The 17,519-nt window shown below is 71.9% G+C and carries 16 protein-coding genes; 7 read left to right on the top strand and 9 right to left on the bottom strand.

What is annotated here, in order from left to right:
• The first annotated feature begins 43 nt into the window (after positions 1-43).
• Positions 44-292 (top strand): WhiB family transcriptional regulator, encoded by a 249-nt coding sequence (locus tag ASD06_RS10205; RefSeq protein WP_056676699.1) that lies wholly within the window; start codon positions 44-46, stop codon positions 290-292.
• Positions 293-369: 77 nt separating this feature from the next.
• Here the strand turns inward: ASD06_RS10205 and ASD06_RS10200 are convergent, their stop codons facing one another.
• Together ASD06_RS10200 and ASD06_RS10195 are read right to left on the bottom strand one after the other, a co-directional pair.
• Positions 370-1,836 (bottom strand): sensor histidine kinase, encoded by a 1,467-nt coding sequence (locus ASD06_RS10200; RefSeq protein WP_056676696.1) that lies wholly within the window; start codon positions 1,834-1,836, stop codon positions 370-372.
• 29 nt (positions 1,837-1,865) lie between these two features.
• Entirely contained in the window at positions 1,866-2,438 is a 573-nt protein-coding gene (locus tag ASD06_RS10195) for a hypothetical protein (protein ID WP_157371639.1), read from the bottom strand.
• Positions 2,439-2,527: 89 nt separating this feature from the next.
• On the opposite strand from ASD06_RS10195, the gene ASD06_RS10190 reads away from it, so the two are divergent.
• On the top strand, positions 2,528-2,851 hold the full coding sequence (locus ASD06_RS10190) for a multidrug efflux SMR transporter (RefSeq protein ID WP_056676689.1): 324 nt from the start codon (positions 2,528-2,530) through the stop codon (positions 2,849-2,851).
• A 108-nt stretch (positions 2,852-2,959) separates the two neighbouring features.
• On the opposite strand, the gene ASD06_RS10185 is transcribed toward ASD06_RS10190, so the two are convergent.
• A complete protein-coding gene (locus ASD06_RS10185) occupies positions 2,960-7,876 on the bottom strand; it encodes an NAD-glutamate dehydrogenase (RefSeq protein ID WP_056676684.1) in 4,917 nt (1,638 codons plus the stop codon).
• Positions 7,877-8,044: 168 nt separating this feature from the next.
• Here ASD06_RS10185 and ASD06_RS10180 point away from each other — a divergent pair, with 168 nt between their 5' ends.
• Positions 8,045-8,533, top strand: a complete 489-nt coding sequence (locus ASD06_RS10180; RefSeq protein WP_056676682.1) for a DUF2505 domain-containing protein — start codon at positions 8,045-8,047, stop codon at positions 8,531-8,533.
• A 13-nt stretch (positions 8,534-8,546) separates the two neighbouring features.
• Here ASD06_RS10180 and ASD06_RS10175 read toward each other — a convergent pair whose 3' ends face one another.
• Positions 8,547-9,614 (bottom strand): DUF2332 domain-containing protein, encoded by a 1,068-nt coding sequence (locus tag ASD06_RS10175; RefSeq protein ID WP_162248066.1) that lies wholly within the window; start codon positions 9,612-9,614, stop codon positions 8,547-8,549.
• 86 nt (positions 9,615-9,700) lie between these two features.
• Between ASD06_RS10175 and ASD06_RS10170 the strand changes: the two genes are divergently transcribed.
• Both ASD06_RS10170 and ASD06_RS10165 read left to right on the top strand, forming a co-directional pair.
• Positions 9,701-11,185 (top strand): aminopeptidase P family protein, encoded by a 1,485-nt coding sequence (locus ASD06_RS10170; protein ID WP_056677140.1) that lies wholly within the window; start codon positions 9,701-9,703, stop codon positions 11,183-11,185.
• The gene (locus ASD06_RS10165; RefSeq protein WP_056676674.1) at positions 11,182-11,766 is read left to right on the top strand and encodes a hypothetical protein; all 585 of its coding nucleotides are present in this window, start codon (positions 11,182-11,184) and stop codon (positions 11,764-11,766) included. The genes ASD06_RS10170 and ASD06_RS10165 overlap by 4 nt, the downstream gene beginning before the upstream one ends.
• A gap of 12 nt (positions 11,767-11,778) precedes the next feature.
• Here the strand turns inward: ASD06_RS10165 and ASD06_RS10160 are convergent, their stop codons facing one another.
• Together ASD06_RS10160 and ASD06_RS10155 are read right to left on the bottom strand one after the other, a co-directional pair.
• Entirely contained in the window at positions 11,779-12,291 is a 513-nt protein-coding gene (locus tag ASD06_RS10160; RefSeq protein WP_056676672.1) for a general stress protein, read from the bottom strand.
• Positions 12,292-12,343: 52 nt separating this feature from the next.
• A complete protein-coding gene (locus tag ASD06_RS10155) occupies positions 12,344-13,543 on the bottom strand; it encodes an acyl-CoA dehydrogenase family protein (RefSeq protein ID WP_056676669.1) in 1,200 nt (399 codons plus the stop codon).
• 138 nt (positions 13,544-13,681) lie between these two features.
• Between ASD06_RS10155 and ASD06_RS10150 the strand changes: the two genes are divergently transcribed.
• Positions 13,682-14,047, top strand: coding sequence for a hypothetical protein (locus ASD06_RS10150; RefSeq protein ID WP_056676667.1), 366 nt, complete (start codon positions 13,682-13,684; stop codon positions 14,045-14,047).
• Positions 14,048-14,125: 78 nt separating this feature from the next.
• Here the strand turns inward: ASD06_RS10150 and ASD06_RS10145 are convergent, their stop codons facing one another.
• The 3 genes from ASD06_RS10145 to ASD06_RS10135 form a co-directional block, all read right to left on the bottom strand.
• Positions 14,126-14,677: a Dps family protein gene (locus ASD06_RS10145; protein ID WP_056676664.1), complete on the bottom strand. Its 552-nt coding sequence runs from the start codon at positions 14,675-14,677 to the stop codon at positions 14,126-14,128.
• A 143-nt stretch (positions 14,678-14,820) separates the two neighbouring features.
• Entirely contained in the window at positions 14,821-15,852 is a 1,032-nt protein-coding gene (locus ASD06_RS10140; RefSeq protein ID WP_082537921.1) for a CoA ester lyase, read from the bottom strand.
• An 82-nt stretch (positions 15,853-15,934) separates the two neighbouring features.
• The gene (locus ASD06_RS10135) at positions 15,935-16,873 is read right to left on the bottom strand and encodes a DMT family transporter (protein WP_056676661.1); all 939 of its coding nucleotides are present in this window, start codon (positions 16,871-16,873) and stop codon (positions 15,935-15,937) included.
• A 55-nt stretch (positions 16,874-16,928) separates the two neighbouring features.
• Here ASD06_RS10135 and ASD06_RS19365 point away from each other — a divergent pair, with 55 nt between their 5' ends.
• Positions 16,929-17,459, top strand: a complete 531-nt coding sequence (locus tag ASD06_RS19365; protein WP_200942035.1) for a hypothetical protein — start codon at positions 16,929-16,931, stop codon at positions 17,457-17,459.
• Positions 17,460-17,519 lie beyond the last annotated feature (60 nt).

Here is a 17,519-nt window from a genome sequence, read left to right as displayed (position 1 = left end):
GGCCGTGCCGACACCCCCGCACAACGACAGGAGATCGATCCCGATGGACTGGCGCCACCGCGCTGCCTGCCTCGACGAGGATCCCGAGCTGTTCTTCCCGATCGGAAACACCGGACCCGCCCTGCTGCAGATCGAGGAAGCGAAGGCCATCTGCCGTCGCTGCCCCGTCATGGACACGTGCCTGAAGTGGGCGCTGGAGTCCGGGCAGGACGCCGGTGTGTGGGGTGGCCTGTCGGAGGACGAGCGCCGCGCACTCAAGCGACGCAACGCTCGAGCCCGCCGGGCGGTCTGACCCCGCACCCTGTAGTTCGCTGACGACGCCCCGGCCGGTATCGGCCGGGGCGTCGTCGCGTGCGCTCCATGCCCGGCCTACTCCTCGAGCGGCCGCGGCCGCAGGTCGAGCCGGACGTCGGTGCCGCCGCCGAAACGCTCGTCCCAGCTGATCTGCCCGCGCAGCTCGGTCACCAGCGCCCGCACGATCTGGCTGCCCAGGCCGCCGGGGTCGGGTTGGGCGCCGAGCCCCGCGCCGTCGTCGCTCACGTGCACCTCGAGCCGGTCGTCGCCGTCGGACGTCGTGCGCTCGGCGGTCACCGTCACGACGCCGTCTCGACCGGCCAGCCCGTGCTCCACCGCGTTCTGCACCAGCTCGGTGAGCACCAGCGACAGGGCCGTGGCGTCCTCGGCGCGCATCCGGCCGAACCGCCCCTCGTGCCGCGTGCGCACCGCTCCTCCGGGCCGGGCCACCTCCACCAGGGTCGACAGCCCGCGCGCCGCCACCTCGTCGAAGTCGACGGTCTCGTCGTAGCCGGTCGACAAGGTCTCGTGCACCAGCGCGATGGCGGCCACCCGTCGTTCGGCCTGGTCGAGTGCCGTCCGGGCGGCCGGGTCGTCCATCCGCCGCGACTGCAGGCGCAGCAGCGCGGCGACGGTCTGCAGGTTGTTCTTCACCCGGTGGTGGATCTCACGGATCGTGGCGTCCTTGCTCAGCAGCTCGCGCTCACGGCGTCTCAGCTCGGTGACGTCACGCACGAGCAGCAGCGCGCCGTCGCGCTTGCCCTCGACCGTGAGCGGGATCGCCCGCACGCTCAGGCCGGTGCCGGACGCCTCGACGTCGGCCCGCCACGGCGCCTTGCCGGTGAGCACGAGCGGCAGCCCCTCGTCGACCTGCTCGCGTCCGCGCAGCAGCGCCGTCGTCACCTCGGCGAGCGACTGACCCACCAGTGATCGGTCGTGCCCGAGCCGGTGGAACGCCGACACCGCGTTCGGGCTGGCGTACGTGACCTCACCGTCGACGTCCAGGCAGATCAGCCCGTCGCCCACCCGCGGGGCGCCCCGGCGAGAGCCGGTCGGCGCGCCGCTCACCGGGAACCCGCCGCTCGCCACCATGCCCGCGAGCGCGTCGGCGCACGCCAGGTAGGTGAGTTCGAGCCGGCTCGGCGTGCGCATCGTCGACAGGTTCGTGTGCCGCGACAGGACGGCGAGCGTGCGGCCGTCACACACCACCGGGATCGTCTCCTCGCGCACCGGCACGTCGTCGCGCCAGTCGGGGTCGCGCTCGCGGCAGATGCGCTGCTCGTCGTACGCGCGGTCGATCTGCGGACGCCGGCCCCGCGCCGCCACCTGCCCGACGACGTCCTCGACGAACGCCGTCATACCCGTGGTCGGGCGCACGTGCGCGACGGCGAGCCAGCCGTCCGGCACCGACACCCACAGCACCAGGTCGGCGAACGACAGGTCCGACAGCAGCTGCCAGTCGCCGACCAGGAGGCGCAGCCACTCGGCGTCCGCGTCGCTGAGCTCGGTGCGCTGGCGCAGCAGGTCGGTCAACGAGGCCACGTGAGGAGCCTACGGCCGCTGCCGCCGGTCTACTCCAGACGGTCAGCGGGTGGGCGAGCGACGGCGTCGTCGGGGTTGTAGATCAGCCCGAGATGGAGCCCGTAGACCCAGTGGAAGATGAAGACGCTGATGATGTAGCTCCAGCCGAAGTTGCTGCTGAAGAACCCGGCCTCGGAGCCGCGCGCCGGCGCGTACACCAGCGGCGTCATGATCAGCAGCGCGACGACGGCCAGCACCGTGCCGAAGACCAGGCCCTTGAGGAGGTTCCCCGTGGCGGTCGACCTGAACGGCAGGAAGGGGGCCAGCGCGATCGCGTACACGAGAGCGAAGAGCACGCCGTCCACGTAGTGCGCCATCCCTCCGATGACGAACTGGACGACCGGAGAAGCCTTGGGTACGTAGACCAGGCCGTTCGCCGTCGGCCAGTCCATCCGGCTCAGCCCGAAGTCGCCGAGCCAGAAGCCCACGATCGTGCCGATGTGCACGGCGACGAGGCCGGCGATCAGTGCCGACCACACCCGGTGCCTCGTCGCCCAGGCACGCCACGCCGCGACTGCGGTCGCGCGCTCCCGGTCGGTCGCCGCCGACGCAACAGTGGACACGTCACTCACCTCGCTGTTCGAAGGGCCCGAGCACGTCAGTCCTAGCCCTCGAGCGAGATGCCCGCAATTCGATGCGAGACGATGGGCCCATGCCCTGGCTGCTGCTCTCCCTCGCGATCGCCACCGAGATCGCCGCCACCGTCTCGCTCAAGGCCAGCGAGGGCTTCACGCGCCTCGTGCCGTCGATCATCGTGGTGGTCGGGTACGTCGCGAGCTTCGCGCTGCTGGCGCGGGCCTTGCGCACCATCGAGGTGGGCGTCGCCTACGCCATCTGGTCGGCCGTCGGGACGGCGGCCGTGGCGGTGCTCGGCATCATGCTGTTCGGCGAGAGCGCGACCCTCGCCAAGGCGTTCTGGATCGGCGTCATCGTCGTCGGTGTCGTCGGCCTGCAGGTCAGCGGCGCCAGCCACTGAGCGCTAGCGTCGCTTGGTCGCCGCCCGACCCCCGCCGACGCCGCCACCACCCACGCCCACGTCGGTACGCCGAACGCCCCCACTCGAGCTCCCTGCACCGACGACGGGTCAGGCCGACGCGCTGTTGCTGCGCACCACCCCGCGCAGACCGCGCAGCGCCACCGACAGCGCGGCGATGCCTGTGCGGTCGAGGTGGCTGACCTCGCCCACCATGTCGCGCACGCGGTCGAGGGTGGCGCGGTTCGACCGCTCCCACTCCGCGATGCGCTTCTCGGTGTCGAGGCCGTCGTCGCTCGTGGTGAGCACCGAGACGGTGAGCTGCTCGAGCGCGGCGTACAGGTCGTAGCGCAGGGCGGCACGGGCCAAGGCGTCCCAGCGGTCGTCACGCGGCAGGCGCGTGATCAGGCCGAGCATGGTGTCGACCTGGAACCGCTCCGACAGCATGAAGTACATCGGGGCGACGCGGTCGACCGGCGTCTCGGTCTCGTACCCGATCTCGGCGATGTCGAGCAGCGAGTAGACGTCGAGCAGCGAGGCGCAGTCGACGGCGAGGTCGTCGGGCACACCGAGGTCCGTGAGCTCCTTGGTCCGCCGCTGCAGCCGGCGCTGCTCCGCGCCCACCAACAGCTCAGGAACGTTGGGGCGCAACGCATCGACGACGACCGAGAACCGCTCGATCTCGGCACCGATGTCGGTGATCGTGGGCCGCGTCTGCAGCAGCCAGCGCACGGCGCGGTCCATCAGCCGGCGGAACTCCAGGTACAGCGCGGTCTGCGCCCGCGTCGGCACCCGGTTGTCGAGCTCCTCGACCCGCGCGACGAAGTCGTGCAGCCGGAACACCTCGCGCGCGACGACGTACGCCTGCGCGACCTGCACGGTGGACGCCGCGGTCTCCTCCTGCACCCGGAAGGCGAAGGTGATGCCGCCGCGGTTGACCATGTTGTTGACCAGCGAGGTCGTGACGATCTCGCGGCGCAGCGGGTGCTGGTTGAGCCGGTCGCCGTACCGCTCGACCACCTGGGGCGGGAAGTACGAGCGAAGCGTCGCGGCGAACCACGGGTCGTCGGGCAGCGAGCTGGCCAGCAGGTCATCGGCGAGCGTGATCTTCGAGTACGCGACCAGCACCGAGAACTCCGGCGAGGTCAGCCCGAGGCCTTCGTCCTGACGGCGCGCGATCTCGGCGTCGCTGGGCAGGAACTCGATCTCCCGGTTCAGCTCGCCCCGCTTCACCAGCGAGCGGATGAGCCGCGCGTGCACCGGCAGCATGGCGTGCGCCTGCTCGCGGGCGTTGCCCAGCAACACGTTCTGCTCGTAGTTGTCACGCAGCACGAGCTCGGCGACGTCGTCCGTCATGTCGGCCAGCAAGGCGTTGCGCTGCTTGGTGGTGAGGTCGCCGTCGGCCACGACCGCGTTGAGCAGGATCTTGAGGTTGACCTCGTGGTCGGACGTGTCGACGCCGGCCGAGTTGTCGATGGCGTCGGTGTTGATGCGCACGCCATGGCGCGCCGCCTCGATGCGACCGAGCTGGGTGAGGCCGAGGTTCCCGCCCTCGCCCACCACCCGCACCCGCAGGTCGTTGCCGTTGATGCGGATGGCGTCGTTGGCGCGGTCGCCGACGTCGGCGCTGGTCTCGCCGGACGCCTTCACGTACGTGCCGATGCCGCCGTTCCAGAGCAGGTCGACCGGTGCGCTCAGGATCGCCTTCATGAGCTCGGCCGGCGTCATCGACGTCGCCTTCTGACCGATCCCCAGCGCCGCAGCCGCCTGCGAGCTCACCGGGATCGACTTCGCCGACCGCGGCCACACGCCACCACCCTCGCTGATGAGCGAGCGGTCGTAGTCTTCCCACGACGAGCGCGGCAGGTCGAACAGCCGGCGGCGCTCGGCGAACGACGTCGCGGCGTCCGGCGTCGGGTCGATGAACACGTGTCGGTGGTCGAAGGCCGCGACGAGCCGGATGTGCTCCGACAGCAGCATGCCGTTGCCGAACACGTCACCGCTCATGTCTCCGACGCCGACGACCGTGAAGTCCTCGCTCTGGGTATCGAGGCCCAGCTCGCGGAAGTGCCGCTTCACCGACTCCCAGGCGCCGCGCGCGGTGATGCCCATGGCCTTGTGGTCGTAGCCGGCCGAGCCGCCGGACGCGAACGCGTCACCGAGCCAGAAGCCGTAGTCGATGGCCACCGAGTTCGCGATGTCACTGAACGTCGCCGTGCCCTTGTCGGCCGCGACGACCAGGTACGTGTCGTCACCGTCGTGCCGGACCACGCGCTGCGGCGGCACCACGCTCGCCGCCTCGCCGGTGCCCACGATGTTGTCGGTGACGTCGAGCAACGCCGAGATGAAGGTGCGGTACGCCGCCTTGCCCTCCGCGAGCCACGCCTCGCGGTCGCTGGAGTCGGGCAGCTGCTTCGGCACGAAGCCACCCTTGGCCCCCGTGGGCACGATGACGGCGTTCTTCACCATCTGCGCCTTCACCAGGCCGAGGATCTCGGTGCGGAAGTCCTCGCGGCGGTCGCTCCAGCGCAGGCCACCGCGGGCGACGGCGCCGAAGCGCAGGTGCACGCCCTCGACCCGCGGGGAGTACACCCACATCTCGAACGCCGGCCGCGGCTCGGGCAGGTCCGGCACCGCGTGCGGGTCGAGCTTGAAGGCCAGGTAGCTGCGGGGGTGCCCGTCGGCGTCCACCTGGAAGTAGCTGGTGCGCAGGGTCGCGCGAACGACGCCGAGCAAGGCGCGCAGGATGCGGTCCTGGTCGAGGCTGGCCACGTCGTCGAGCGCACCCGTGATCTCCTCGACCAGCGCGTCGCAGGTCTCACGTCGCGCGTCGGCATCGGCGGCGCCGCCGAAGTGGTCGGGGTCGAACCGCGCCTCGAACAGGCGCACCAGCAGCCGCGCGATGTCGACGTTCGACAACAGGCACGCCTCGACGTACTCCTGGCTGAACGTCAGGCCCGCCTGGCGCAGGTACTTGGTGTAGGCGCGCAGCACGCTGGCCTGGCGCCAGGTGAGCCCGGCCCCCAGCACCAGCGCGTTGAAGCCGTCGCTCTCGGCGCGCCCCGACCAGACCGCGGCGAAGGCCTCCTGGAACGCGGCGCGGGCCGACTCGGCCTGGTCGCGGTCCCACCCCTCCCCACCGCCGTAGCGCAGCCCGAAGTCGTAGACGTGCACCATTCCGCCGTCGGGCAGGTCGAGCTCGTACGGCCGCTCGTCGACCACCTCGACCCCGAGGTGGCTGAACACCGGCAGCACGCGCGTCAGCGACAGCGGCTCGGCGCGGTAGAACTTGAACCGCCGCTCGTCAGCCGGGCGACCCGGCTCCTGGTAGAGGTTCATCCGCGCCTCGTCCGGCGCGTCCGCCCCCGTGGCGGGCCCCTCGGTGACCGCGCAGACGTGCCGCAGGTCGGCCACCGCCACCCGAGCCGGGAAGTCCTCCTTGTAGGCCTCGGGGAAGGACTTGCCGAACTTCGCGAGCAGCCGGGCGGCCTCCTCCTCACCGACGTCGGCCCGCAACGACTCCGCGAAGTCCTCGTCCCACGTGCGCGTCGCCTCGACGAGCCGGCTCTCGAGCTCCTCGACGTCGACGTCGGGGATGTGCTCACCGTCTGGCACGCGCACGACGTAGTGCAGGCGCGCCAGCACCGACTCCGACACCCGAGTGGTGTAGTCGACGGTCTCGCCGTGGAACGCCTCGCGCAGGATCTCCTCCATGCGCAGCCGCATGTGCGTCGTGTAGCGGTCGCGCGGCAGGTACACCAGGCACGACATGAAGCGGCCGTAGTCGTCGCGGCGCAGGAAGAGCCGGGTGCGCCGGCGCTCCTGCAGGTGCAGCACGCTCGTGGTGATGGCGTACAGGTCGTCGACGCCGATCTGGAACAGCTCGTCGCGAGGGTAGGTCTCGAGGATCTCGAGCAGGTCCTTGCCGCTGTGGCTCTCCATGGCAAAACCGGTGCGGCGCAACAGCTCCTGCACCTTCGTGTCGATCACGGGAATCCGCGTGACCGACTCGGTGTAGGCCGCCGACGTGAACAGCCCGAGGAACCTGCGCTCCCCGATGACCTGGCCGTCGGCGTCGAAGTTCTTGACTCCGACGTAGTCGAGGTACGCCGGGCGGTGCACGGTCGACCGGGAGTTGGCCTTGGTGAGGATCAGCACCCGCGGCTCACGGGCCCGGGCCCGCACCTCGTGCGACATGCGGCCGAAGCTGCCCGAGACCTTCTGGTCGTAGCGCAGGATCCCGAGACCGGTGCCCGACTGCGCGCGCAGCACCTCCTCGCCCGCCTCGTCCTCGTCGAGCAGGTACTCGCGATAGCCGATGAACGTGAAGTTGTCGTCAGCGAGCCAGCTGAGCAGCCGCCGCGCCTCGGCGACCTCGGCAGAGTCGACGCCGGCCGGCGGGGTGTCGGCGAGCTCGGCGGCCAGGCGCTGGGCCGCGTCGCGCATCTTCGGCCAGTCCTCGACGGCGTCGCGGACGTCCTCGAGCACCCGCCGCAGGTCGGCAGTGAGCTGCCCGAGGTCCGCCTGGTCGGTCTCGCGGTCGATCTCCAGGTGCATCCACGACTCGCGGGAGCAGTCGTACGGCAGGTCGTCGGTGGGGCCGACGCCGTCGACGATCTCCTGCAGGTGCCCTGCAGCGTCGCGACGCACGGTGAGCACCGGGTGAACGACGAGGTGGATGGCGCGCCCGACCCGCGACAGCTCGGCCGTCACCGAGTCGACGAGGAACGGCATGTCGTCGGTGACGATCTCGACGACGGTGTGGCCGCTCGACCATCCGTGCTCGTCGACGGTCGGCGTGAACACGTGGACGTTCGCCGTGCCGACGGGCCGCTCGCGGGCCAGCTCGTACTGGCTGGCCGCCGCACCGAGCAGGTCCTCGGGACGCCGCGCGTCGAGGTCGTCGTCCGACACGTGGCGGTAGTAGCGGGCGAGGTAGGACGCCGTGGCGTCCTGCTGCGACCGCTCGGCGAGCGCCGACGCCTTCTCGAGAAGCTGCGACCTGGACCCCGCTGGCGAGTGCGCCATGACTCCCGTGACCTTTGTCGTGACCCGTGAGGTACGCGCCGTTGCGTACCTCCAGCGACCCTACCCCTGCCCTTCGCAGGCGTCAGGGCGGGTGGCGGGTCGCGCGCGATCGTCACACGATCGCCGTAGCGTAGGCGCGTCCGCCGACCGCCCCGCAGGAGCCGCCCCGTGAAGTTCCGAGCCGACATCCGCTATGCCGCCGACCCTGACCGCGTCTTCGAGATGCTGCTCGACCCGGCATTCCACGAGAAGGTCTGCCTGGCCACGGGCGCGCTCGACCACAGCGTCGACGTCGAACCAGCCGATGGCGGAGCGACGATCACGACGACGCGCAAGCTGCCGGCCGATGGGCTGCCCGACTTCGTGCGCACCTTCGTCGGCGAGACGCTTGACGTCATGCGCGTCGACCACTGGGGCTCACCGGGGAGCGACGGGACGCGGCGCGGCACGATCGTCGTGGAGATCCAGGGCACGCCCGTGCGCCTCACCGGCACGGTCACCATGCACGCGGGCGGACCCGGCACCCTCGAGGAGGTCGAGGGCGACCTCAAGGCCGCGGTGCCGCTACTCGGCGGCAAGATCGAGCGCGCAGCCGAGCCTGCCGTGCGCGCTGCGGTGTCGAAGGAGCAGGAAGTCGGCAACGAGTGGCTCGGCTGAGCCCTCGAGACAGCTAGCCGACGCGGACGCCGTCGTGCAGCGTCACGGGCAGCCCGTGGTCGTGCACACCGGCGACGAGCGTGCGGGCACCGTCGGGGGCGCCGCCACGCCAGACGTCGACGGTGAGCTGGGCGCCGGCCTCGGCGGCCCCGTACTCCATGGCGACGTGCGCGAGCCGCGGCAGGCGGCGTCCGGCCTGGTCGAGCGCCGCCTGCACGCGCGCGAGCTCCTCGGCGGGCCAGTACATGCGGGTGATCGACTGCCACACCACCGTGAGCACGTCGTCGTCCGGTCGCTCGGCGAGGACCTGCTCCAGCCACTCACCCGCGGACGCCGCCTCGACGCGCGGCGGGTCGGTGCGGGCGATGGCGAGGGCAGTCTGCAGGCGCTCGAAGCGGTGCGCGTGGTCGGGCCAGACGTACGACGACAGCAGCGTCGCGCCCTCGGGTGCGCCGGCGTCGACCGGCGACAGGTCGCAGCCCCGGCGCTCGACCAGCTCGAAGGACGCGGGCTCGACCGGGCCGTGGGCGCCGTCGAGCAGCAGCGGTGACGCCTCGTCACCGAGCACTCGACCGTCGTCGAGCCGGACGGCGTACCGGTCGACGAGCAGGTTCAGCCCCGCGCTCGCACCGACCTCGAGCAGCCGCACGCGGCCGGTGCCGGTGCGCCACACGGCGTCCGCGAGCCCGACCGCGAGGGCGGCCGCCCGACCCACCTCGTTGGTCTGGGGGGCGAGCGCGAGCCCGTCGCGCAGCTCGTCGACGTGGTCAGCGATCACCGTCTGGGCCACGGGCCAGGCGTCCTCGGGCGCGAGGGTGCCGCCGACGTTGCGGTAGTAGGCCGCCAGAGCGGGCGCCTCGCCGCGCAGCACGACACGGTGCAGGCCGGCGAGCAGGCGCAGCTGCACCACCGACCCGGGCTGCGCGTGCTCCCAACCGGCGCACACCGCGCGCACCGGGCCGCCGGCGTCCCAGTCGTCGGCCATGGCGGTCATGAGCGCCGCGTAGAGCGGTGAGCTGCACACGGCGGCGTGCTGCCGGAAGCGGTCCGACAGCAGCGCCGCGTCGTCGAAGCGCGTCATGGTGCCCATCCCAGCAGACGCGGCGTCGCGGCGGCGCGGGCAGTACCCGGTACACCGATGCGCGGCCGTAGTGCACCATGGGTCGGGTGAGCGAGCAGCAGCCGAAGAAGACCGACCACCGCACCCGCCCGACGTCCGAGGCGTTCAAGAGCTTCATCGCCGGAGGCTGGGCGCCCCGGCCGAGCGAGCTGCCGGCGCGGGCCGACGTCGCGACGTACGCCGCGCAACGCCGCGCCGCGGTGTCGCAGGCGTTCGCCGGCGAGCGGGTCGTCGTGCCGGCCGGCGGGCTGAAGGTGCGCTCGAACGACACCGACTACGTCTTCCGGCCGCACTCGGCCTTCTCGTACCTCACCGGTCTGGGCGCCGACCGCGAGCCCGACTCGGTGCTGGTGCTCGAGCCGGTCGAGGGTGGCGGCCACGAGGCGGTGCTGTACTTCCGCCCGCGCGCCGGCCGCGACACCGAGGAGTTCTACGCCGACGCCCGCTACGGCGAGCTGTGGGTCGGCGTGCGGCCGAGCCTGGAGGAGATCGAGGCCGAGCTCGCCATCACCGCCCGGCACCTCGACGAGCTGCCCGAGGCGGTCAAGAAGGACCTCGGCCTGCTCACGGTGCGCGTCGTGCGCGACGCCGACCCCGACGTCACCGCCACGATCGACCAGGCGCGCGAGCAGTCGCAGGAGCGCGACGTCGAGGCCGACCGCCAGCTCGACGACGAGCTCGGCGTCTTCCTGTCGGAGATGCGGCTCACCAAAGACGAGTGGGAGATCGAGCAGATGCGCCTCGCCTGCGCCGCGACCGCGGACGGCTTCGAGGCCATGGTGCGCAGCTTCCCGGACGCCGTAGCCAAGGGCCGGGGCGAGCGCTGGGTCGAGGGCCAGTTCGGGCTCGTCGCACGACACTCCGGCAACGGCGTCGGCTACGACTCGATCGTCGCCGCGGGTGACCACGCCTGCACGCTGCACTGGATCCGCAACACCGGCGACGTGCGCGACGGCGACCTGCTCCTCATCGACGCCGGCGTCGAGGTCGACTCCCTCTACACCGCCGACGTCACCCGCACGCTCCCGGTGAACGGCCGGTTCAGCGAGGTCCAACGCAAGGTCTACGAGGCCGTGCTCGAGGCCCAGGAGGCCGGCATCGCCGCGGTGAAGCCGGGCAACAAGTTCAAGGACGTGCACGAGGCCACGATCCGCGTCATCGCCGCCAAGCTCGTCGAGTGGGGCCTGCTGCCCGTCGACGTCGAGGCCACTCTCGGCGACGAGGGCGGTCACCACCGCCGGTGGATGGTGCACGGCACGAGCCACCACCTGGGCATCGACGTCCACGACTGCGCTCAGGCTCGTCGCGAGCAGTACCTCGAGGCCGAGCTGAAGCCCGGCATGGTGCTCACGGTCGAGCCGGGCCTGTACTTCAAGGCCGACGACGAGCTCGTCCCGCCGGAGCTGCGCGGCATCGGCGTGCGCATCGAGGACGACGTGCTCGTCACCGAGGACGGCTGCGAGAACCTGTCGTCGGCCCTGCCCCGTACGCCTGACGACGTCGAGCGCTGGATGGCGCAGCTGCTGCCGTGACCCTGCCGAGCCTGCCCGACGTCCCGCGCGAGCGGCGCCGGACGGCCACCGTCGTCGCGGTGGGCGCGTTCGCCGTCCTCTGCCTGCTGGCGCTCGTGCTCGGCCTGAAGGGGCTCTTCGCTCCGGCCGAGAGCAGCATCCTGACGTCCGTGCCGCCGCCGCAGCCCTCGAGCTCGGCGTCGGCCGCGGCCGGCACGTCGTCCACTGCGGCCGCGCCGTCGCCCAGCGCGACGGCGCAAGCCTCCGACGACCGGGTCGGGTTCAGCTCGCCATCGGGCAACATCCGGTGCGAGATCAGCTCGCAGGGCGCACGGTGCGACATCGCGGACCACAGCTGGACGGCGCCCGCCAAGCCGGCGTCGTGCACCGGCGCATGGGGCGACGCCCTGCAGGTGACGGCGCAGCAGGCGAGCTTCGCCTGCACCTCAGCCGCCCCGGTCGACGGCAAGGCCCTCGGCTACGGCAGCTCGGTCAGCCGCGGTGACTTCCGGTGCGACAGCGACAAGGACGGCGTCACCTGCGTGCACCGACCCAGCCGCCACGCCTTCTCGGTGGCCCGCGCCGCCTACCACCTGCGCTGAGCCACCGACCGGTCAGAGGGGCTGCTGCGGCCGCCCCGGCATCTCGGCCAGCAGCTGCTGCGCCTGCGCAAGCAGCCGGTGCTCCACCAGCACCTCGTGGCGGGTCGCCACGACCTGGGTCACCGAGGTGAAGTCGCGGCGCCCGCCCGTGGCGGCGTAGCCGGCGAGCCCCATGGCCATGCCGAACATCACGCCGATGAGCACGCCGGTGAGGATCGCCGCGAGGGCGCTGCCGCCGCTGCTGAACAGGCTGAGCAGCAGGCCGACGAACAGGCCCATCCAGGCGCCGGACGCCGCCCCCGCCAGCGCCGCACGCGACCACGTGAGGCGCCCGGTGACGCGCTCGACCTGCTTGAGCTCGGTGCCGACGATCATGCAGTTCTCGACGGGGAACTCGTGGTCGGACAGGTAGTCGACGGCGCGTTGGGCCTCCTCGTACTTGTCGAAGACCCCGAGGGACTGCGGGAAGTCGAGGGTGAGGACGGCCCGTCCTCCGGGACGCGGGCGCGGTGTGGTTCCAGCCATGTGATCATCCTCCCCTGAGCGCGGCGGCAGCGCACCTGTACGGCGCGGCCGGTCAGCCGAGCTTGTAGTCCTCGAGTAGCCGGCGACCGATGATCATCCGCTGGATGTCGGCCGTGCCCTCGCCGATGAGCAGCATCGGCGCCTCGCGGTACAGCCGCTCGATCTCGTACTCCTTGGAGTAGCCGAAGCCACCGTGGATGCGGAAGGAGTCCTCCACGACCTGGGCGCAGTACTCGCTGGCGAGGTACTTGGCCATGCCGGCCTCGAGGTCGTTGCGCTGCCCGGAGTCCTTGCGGCGCGCGGCCATCACCATCATCTGGTGCGCCGCCTCGACCTTGGTCGCCATCTCGGCGATGCGGAACAGCACGGCCTGGTGCTCGGCGATCTTCTTGCCGAAGGCCTCACGCTGCTGGGCGTAGGCCGTGCCGAGCTCGAAGGCGCGCATCGCGACACCGCAGGCCCGGGCGGCGACGTTGACGCGGCCCACCTCGACGCCGTCCATCATCTGGTAGAAGCCCTTGCCGGGCTCGCCGCCGAGGATCTGCTCGGACGTCGTCCGGTAGCCGTCGAAGACGAGCTCGGTGGTGTCGACGCCCTTGTAGCCCATCTTCTCGATCTTGCCGGGCACCGTGACGCCGGGCGCCGTCTCGCCGAAGCCGGGCTCCTTCTCGACGAGGAACGTCGTCATGTTCTTGTAGACCGACTCCGCGCCGGTGTCGGTCTTGGTGAGCACCGCCACGAGGTTGGCCGAGCCGCCGTTGGTGAGCCACATCTTCTGGCCGTTGATGGTCCAGTCGCCGGAGCCGTCGTCCTGCACGGCCTTGGTGCGGATGCCGCTGACGTCGGACCCGCAGCCCGGCTCGCTCATCGAGAACGCGCCGCGCACGTCGCCGGTGGCCATGCGCGGCAGGTACTTCTGCTTCTGCTCCTCGGTGCCGTGCTGCAGCAGCATGTAGGCCACGATGAAGTGGGTGTTGATGATCCCGCTGACGCTCATCCAGCCGCGCGCGATCTCCTCGACCGTGAGCGCGTAGGTGAGCAGCGACTCCCCCAGGCCGCCGTACTCCTCGGGGATCATCAGGCCGAAGATCCCCATCTCCTTCATGCCCTCGACGATCTCGGTGGGGTACTCGTCGGCGTGCTCGAGCCGGGTCGCGACGGGGATGACCTGCTCGTCGACGAACTCGTGCACCAGCTTCAGCAGCTCGAGCTGGTCTTCGGTGAGTCCTTCGGTGTGCTGCAGGCGGCCCATCGGTCGGCTCCTTCGTCGGCGGGATGGCTACCGGCGAGTATCCCGGCTCCGCTCGTGCGGCGACAGCCGATGTGACCAGCGTTACGGGCCTGTGGACGACGGCGGCGGCCGGCCGCGCCAACCTGCAAGGCTCGAGTCATGGCTGGCAACGTCTCACTCCGCACCCGGTGGCCGACCCGGCACGTCGAGCTCGACCACGACGTGCCGGGCTTGTCGGTGTGGGCGGTCTGGTCGCCACGCGAGGGCCTGCACTTCGTGGGGCACCACCTGATGCGCGGTGACGACGCACCCTTCGGTGACGCCGAGTACGAGTACGGCGTGTGGCTCACGCGGGCCGAGACCGACGAGCTCGCGCGGCTGCTCGGCGTGCGGCCGCGCCGGCTGCTGCGGGCGCTGCGCGAGAGGGGCCGCGCGGTGGTGCGCCGGGGCGAGCAGCGGTGGGTGCGCGACCACCTGGGGCCGCAGGCGACGTCGCTCGACACCTACCTGCGGCCGCTCGGCTGACGACTCGCCCAGCGCAGTAGTGGCCCATCGGGAGGAGGCGCGGTGGGCCACTACTGCGGTCTCGGTGGCCGTGCGCGGTCAGCCGGCCTGCTGCGCGGCCTCGGTCTCGGTCGTCGCGCCGGACGTCGACAGCTCGCCGCCGAGGTTCTCCAGGTGGGCGCGCACGAACCAGTGGAACAGCTCGAGCTGGCGCAGCTGGCCGATGACGAGGTCCTCGGTGACGGGGTCGAGGTCGGCGGTCTGCTCCTGCGCCTTGCGGTGGTCGGAGATGACACCCGCGAAGACGAGGTCGAGGGCCCCGAGGTGCTCCTGCGTCGTGGCGCGGCCGAGCGAGTAGTCGTCCCAGGAGCGCTGCGAGACGATCGCGCCCGGCGTCCCCTGCGGCGCGACGCCGAGGGTCGCCATGCGCTCGGCGGCCTCGTCGACCATGGCGCGCACGGCGTCGATCTGGGGGTCGAGCATCTCGTGCACGGCGATGAAGTTCTGGCCGATCACGTTCCAGTGCACGTGCTTCAAGGTGAGCGCGAGGTCGTTGAGGGCGTTGAGGCGGTCCTGCAGGATCGCCCCCACGGTGGCGGCGTCGTCCTGGCTCAGGCCCGGCACGGTGAATCGCGGCGTCTGGTCAGCCATGGCTTCCTCTCGGTCGGGATCGTCGTCCCACGCTAGGTCGGCGCCCCACCGCTCGCCCGATCAGAAGCGCTTGCCGGGGGCCAGCTGCTGCAGCCAGACGCAGCGGGTCAGCCCCGCTAGCCCCGCTGGCCCCGCTGGCCCCGTCAGTCCTCCGGCGGCGTCCAGCGCTCGCCGCGCGTCATGCCCGCGGCCCGGCCCTTGGCCGAGATCACGAGCGCCATCTTGCGCGACGCCTCGTCGATCATCTCGTCACCCAGCATGACGGCGCCGCGCGCGCCACCGGCCTCGGACGTGTAGTGCTCGTAGGCGTCGAGGATGTTCTCGGCGTGGTCGTAGTCCTCCTGCCGCGGGCTGTAGACCTCGTTCGCCGCGTCGATCTGGCCGGGGTGCAGCACCCACTTGCCGTCGAAACCCAGTGCGGCAGAACGGCTCGCGACCCGAGTGAAGCCCTCGACGTCGCGGATCTGCAGGTACGGCCCGTCGATGGCGAGCTTGTCGTAGGCCCGCGCCGCCATGAGGATCTGCATGAGGATGTAGTGGTAGGCGTCGCCGACGTCGTAGCCCTGCGGCTGCTCGCCCACCACCAGCGACTTCATGTTGATGCTGGCCATGAAGTCGGCCGGCCCGAAGATGATCGTCTCCACGCGCGCAGACGCCGCGGCGATGGCGTTGACGTTGGTGAGGCCCAGCGCGTTCTCGATCTGCGCCTCGATGCCGATGCGGCCGACGTCCAGCCCGTTGGCGGTCTCGACCTGGGTGAGCAGCAGGTCGAGGGCCACGACCTGCTCGGCGGTCTGCACCTTGGGCAGCATGATGCAGTCGAGGTTCGCGCCGGCGCCCCCCGCGATCTCGAGGACGTCGGCGTACGTCCACTTCGTCGTCCAGTCGTTGACGCGCACGGTGCGCACCTTGTCGCCCCAGCCGCCCTCGTTGAGCGCGGCGACGATGTTGGCGCGTGCGCCCTCCTTGGCGATGGGGGCCACGGCGTCCTCGAGGTCGAGGAACACCTGGTCGGCGGGCAGGCCCTTGGCCTTGTCGATCATCTTCGTGCTCGACCCGGGAACGGCGAGGTTCGACCGCCGCGAGCGGTGCGGACGCACGAGGGCGGCCGCGGTGCCGGGGGTGGCGTGCGGCCCGTTCGGCAGCGCGGTGGGCAGGGCGGTCGAGGCGGTCATCGCGAGCTCCCGTTCGCTGGGGGTGCGCCCGAGGCGGGCTGATCTGCCGCGAGGTTACCGACGGGTCACCGGCCTGGCACTGTCACGCGTCCGTGACGTTGCCCACCTCGAGCGCGGCCTGCACCCGCCGCTGCGACGTGCGAGCGCGGACGACGAGCGCCAGCCCCAGCAGCACCAGAGCAGCACCTGGCAGCGTCGCGAGCGGCGGCGGCTGGTGCCAGAACGCCCACGCGAGCAGCGCGGCCCCCGGTGTCTCGAGCAGGATCGCGAGGGCCACGGTGGTCGCTCCCGCCGTCCGCAGCGTGCGGTTGAGGATCGAGTGCCCCAGCAGCTGGGCGCTCAGCATGAGGACGACGAGCTCGACCCAGGTGCGCGTCGAGTAGCCCGACAGGGGTTGACGCGCGATCAGCGTCACCGGCAGCAGCACCAGCGCGCACACGGTGTAGGCGACCGAGGTGTAGGTCGCCGTGCTCGTGGTGCGCCGCACGGACGAGCCCAGCAGCGTGTAGCCCGCCGCGGCCGCGCCCCCGCCCAGGGCGAGCGCGTCACCGAGCAGCGCACGCGACGACGCGTCGGCGTCCACCCCGGTGATCACGACGACACCGGCGAAGGCGAGCAGCGCCCCGAGCACCACGCCGCGGCTCGGACGGCGTCCGGTGAGCCGGTCGGCCAGCAACGTCCACAGCGGCGTGGTGGCGACGAGGGCGGTCGAGGCGGTGACGCTCGTCATCCGCAGGCTCGGCACCCACAGCCCGAAGTGCAGCGCCAGCGCGAGGCCGGACAGCACCGCGACGGCGAGGACGCGGTGCTCGTGACGCAGCAGCCGGACGAGCTCGGCGCGGCGGCGCACCAGCGTCCAGGGCACGACCACCGCCACCGCCAAGGCGTTGCGCCAGAACGCCACCGCGAGCGCCGGAGCCGCCGTGGTCGCCGCGATGGGCGCCGAGAACGACACCGCCACCACACCCACCGCCAGCAGGAGCGCCGTCGTCGTCGCGCTGTCGTGGTCGGGCTCGCTCACACGACGGACTGTCTCACGCTCGGTGGAGCGACCCTGGTGTGGCAGGCTGCCAGGCGTGAGCGAGCAACCGGCTGCCACCGACGCGATCCTCGCCGAGGCGGCGACCAAGAGCGGGCTGGTGTGGCTGCGACCGCGCGGGCAGGCGCGGGCGTGGCCGGCGTGGCACGTCTGGCACGAGGGCGCCGTCGTCGTGGTCAGCGGCCCGGGCGAGCAGGACCTGCCGCCACTCGACGGCGACCTCGACCTGCTGCTGCGCAGCAAGGACACCGGCGCCCGCATCCTCACCGTGCCGGCTCGCGGCGAGCGGCTCGACCCGGACGACGAGCGCTGGGCGCCTGCCGTCGAGGCACTCGCCGGCTCGCGGCTCAACTCCCACCTGCTGCCGGCCCAGCTGCCCGCGCACTGGCGCGAGGTCGGCGCGGTGGTGACGCGCGTCGAGGCGGCCGGGGCCCCCACCGAGCAGCCGGGCGACTACTCGACCGACAGCCACGCCGCGCCACCGCCGCCGACTCCCGCGACGACGGCCGGCTGGCGGCCGTTCCACCTGCGTGGCCGGCGCCGGCGCCGCCTCTTCCGCCGCTCCTGACGGGCGGAATTCCCGCAGGTACCCGCAGATACCCGCCGATTTCCGGTAGGCGCGGCCCGA

Origin of the sequence: Angustibacter sp. Root456 (assembly GCF_001426435.1) — a bacterium.
In the GTDB taxonomy this organism is placed as follows: domain Bacteria; phylum Actinomycetota; class Actinomycetes; order Actinomycetales; family Angustibacteraceae; genus Angustibacter.
Note: the sequence above shows the minus strand (reverse complement) of the source record. Positions and strands in the feature narration are given on the sequence as shown.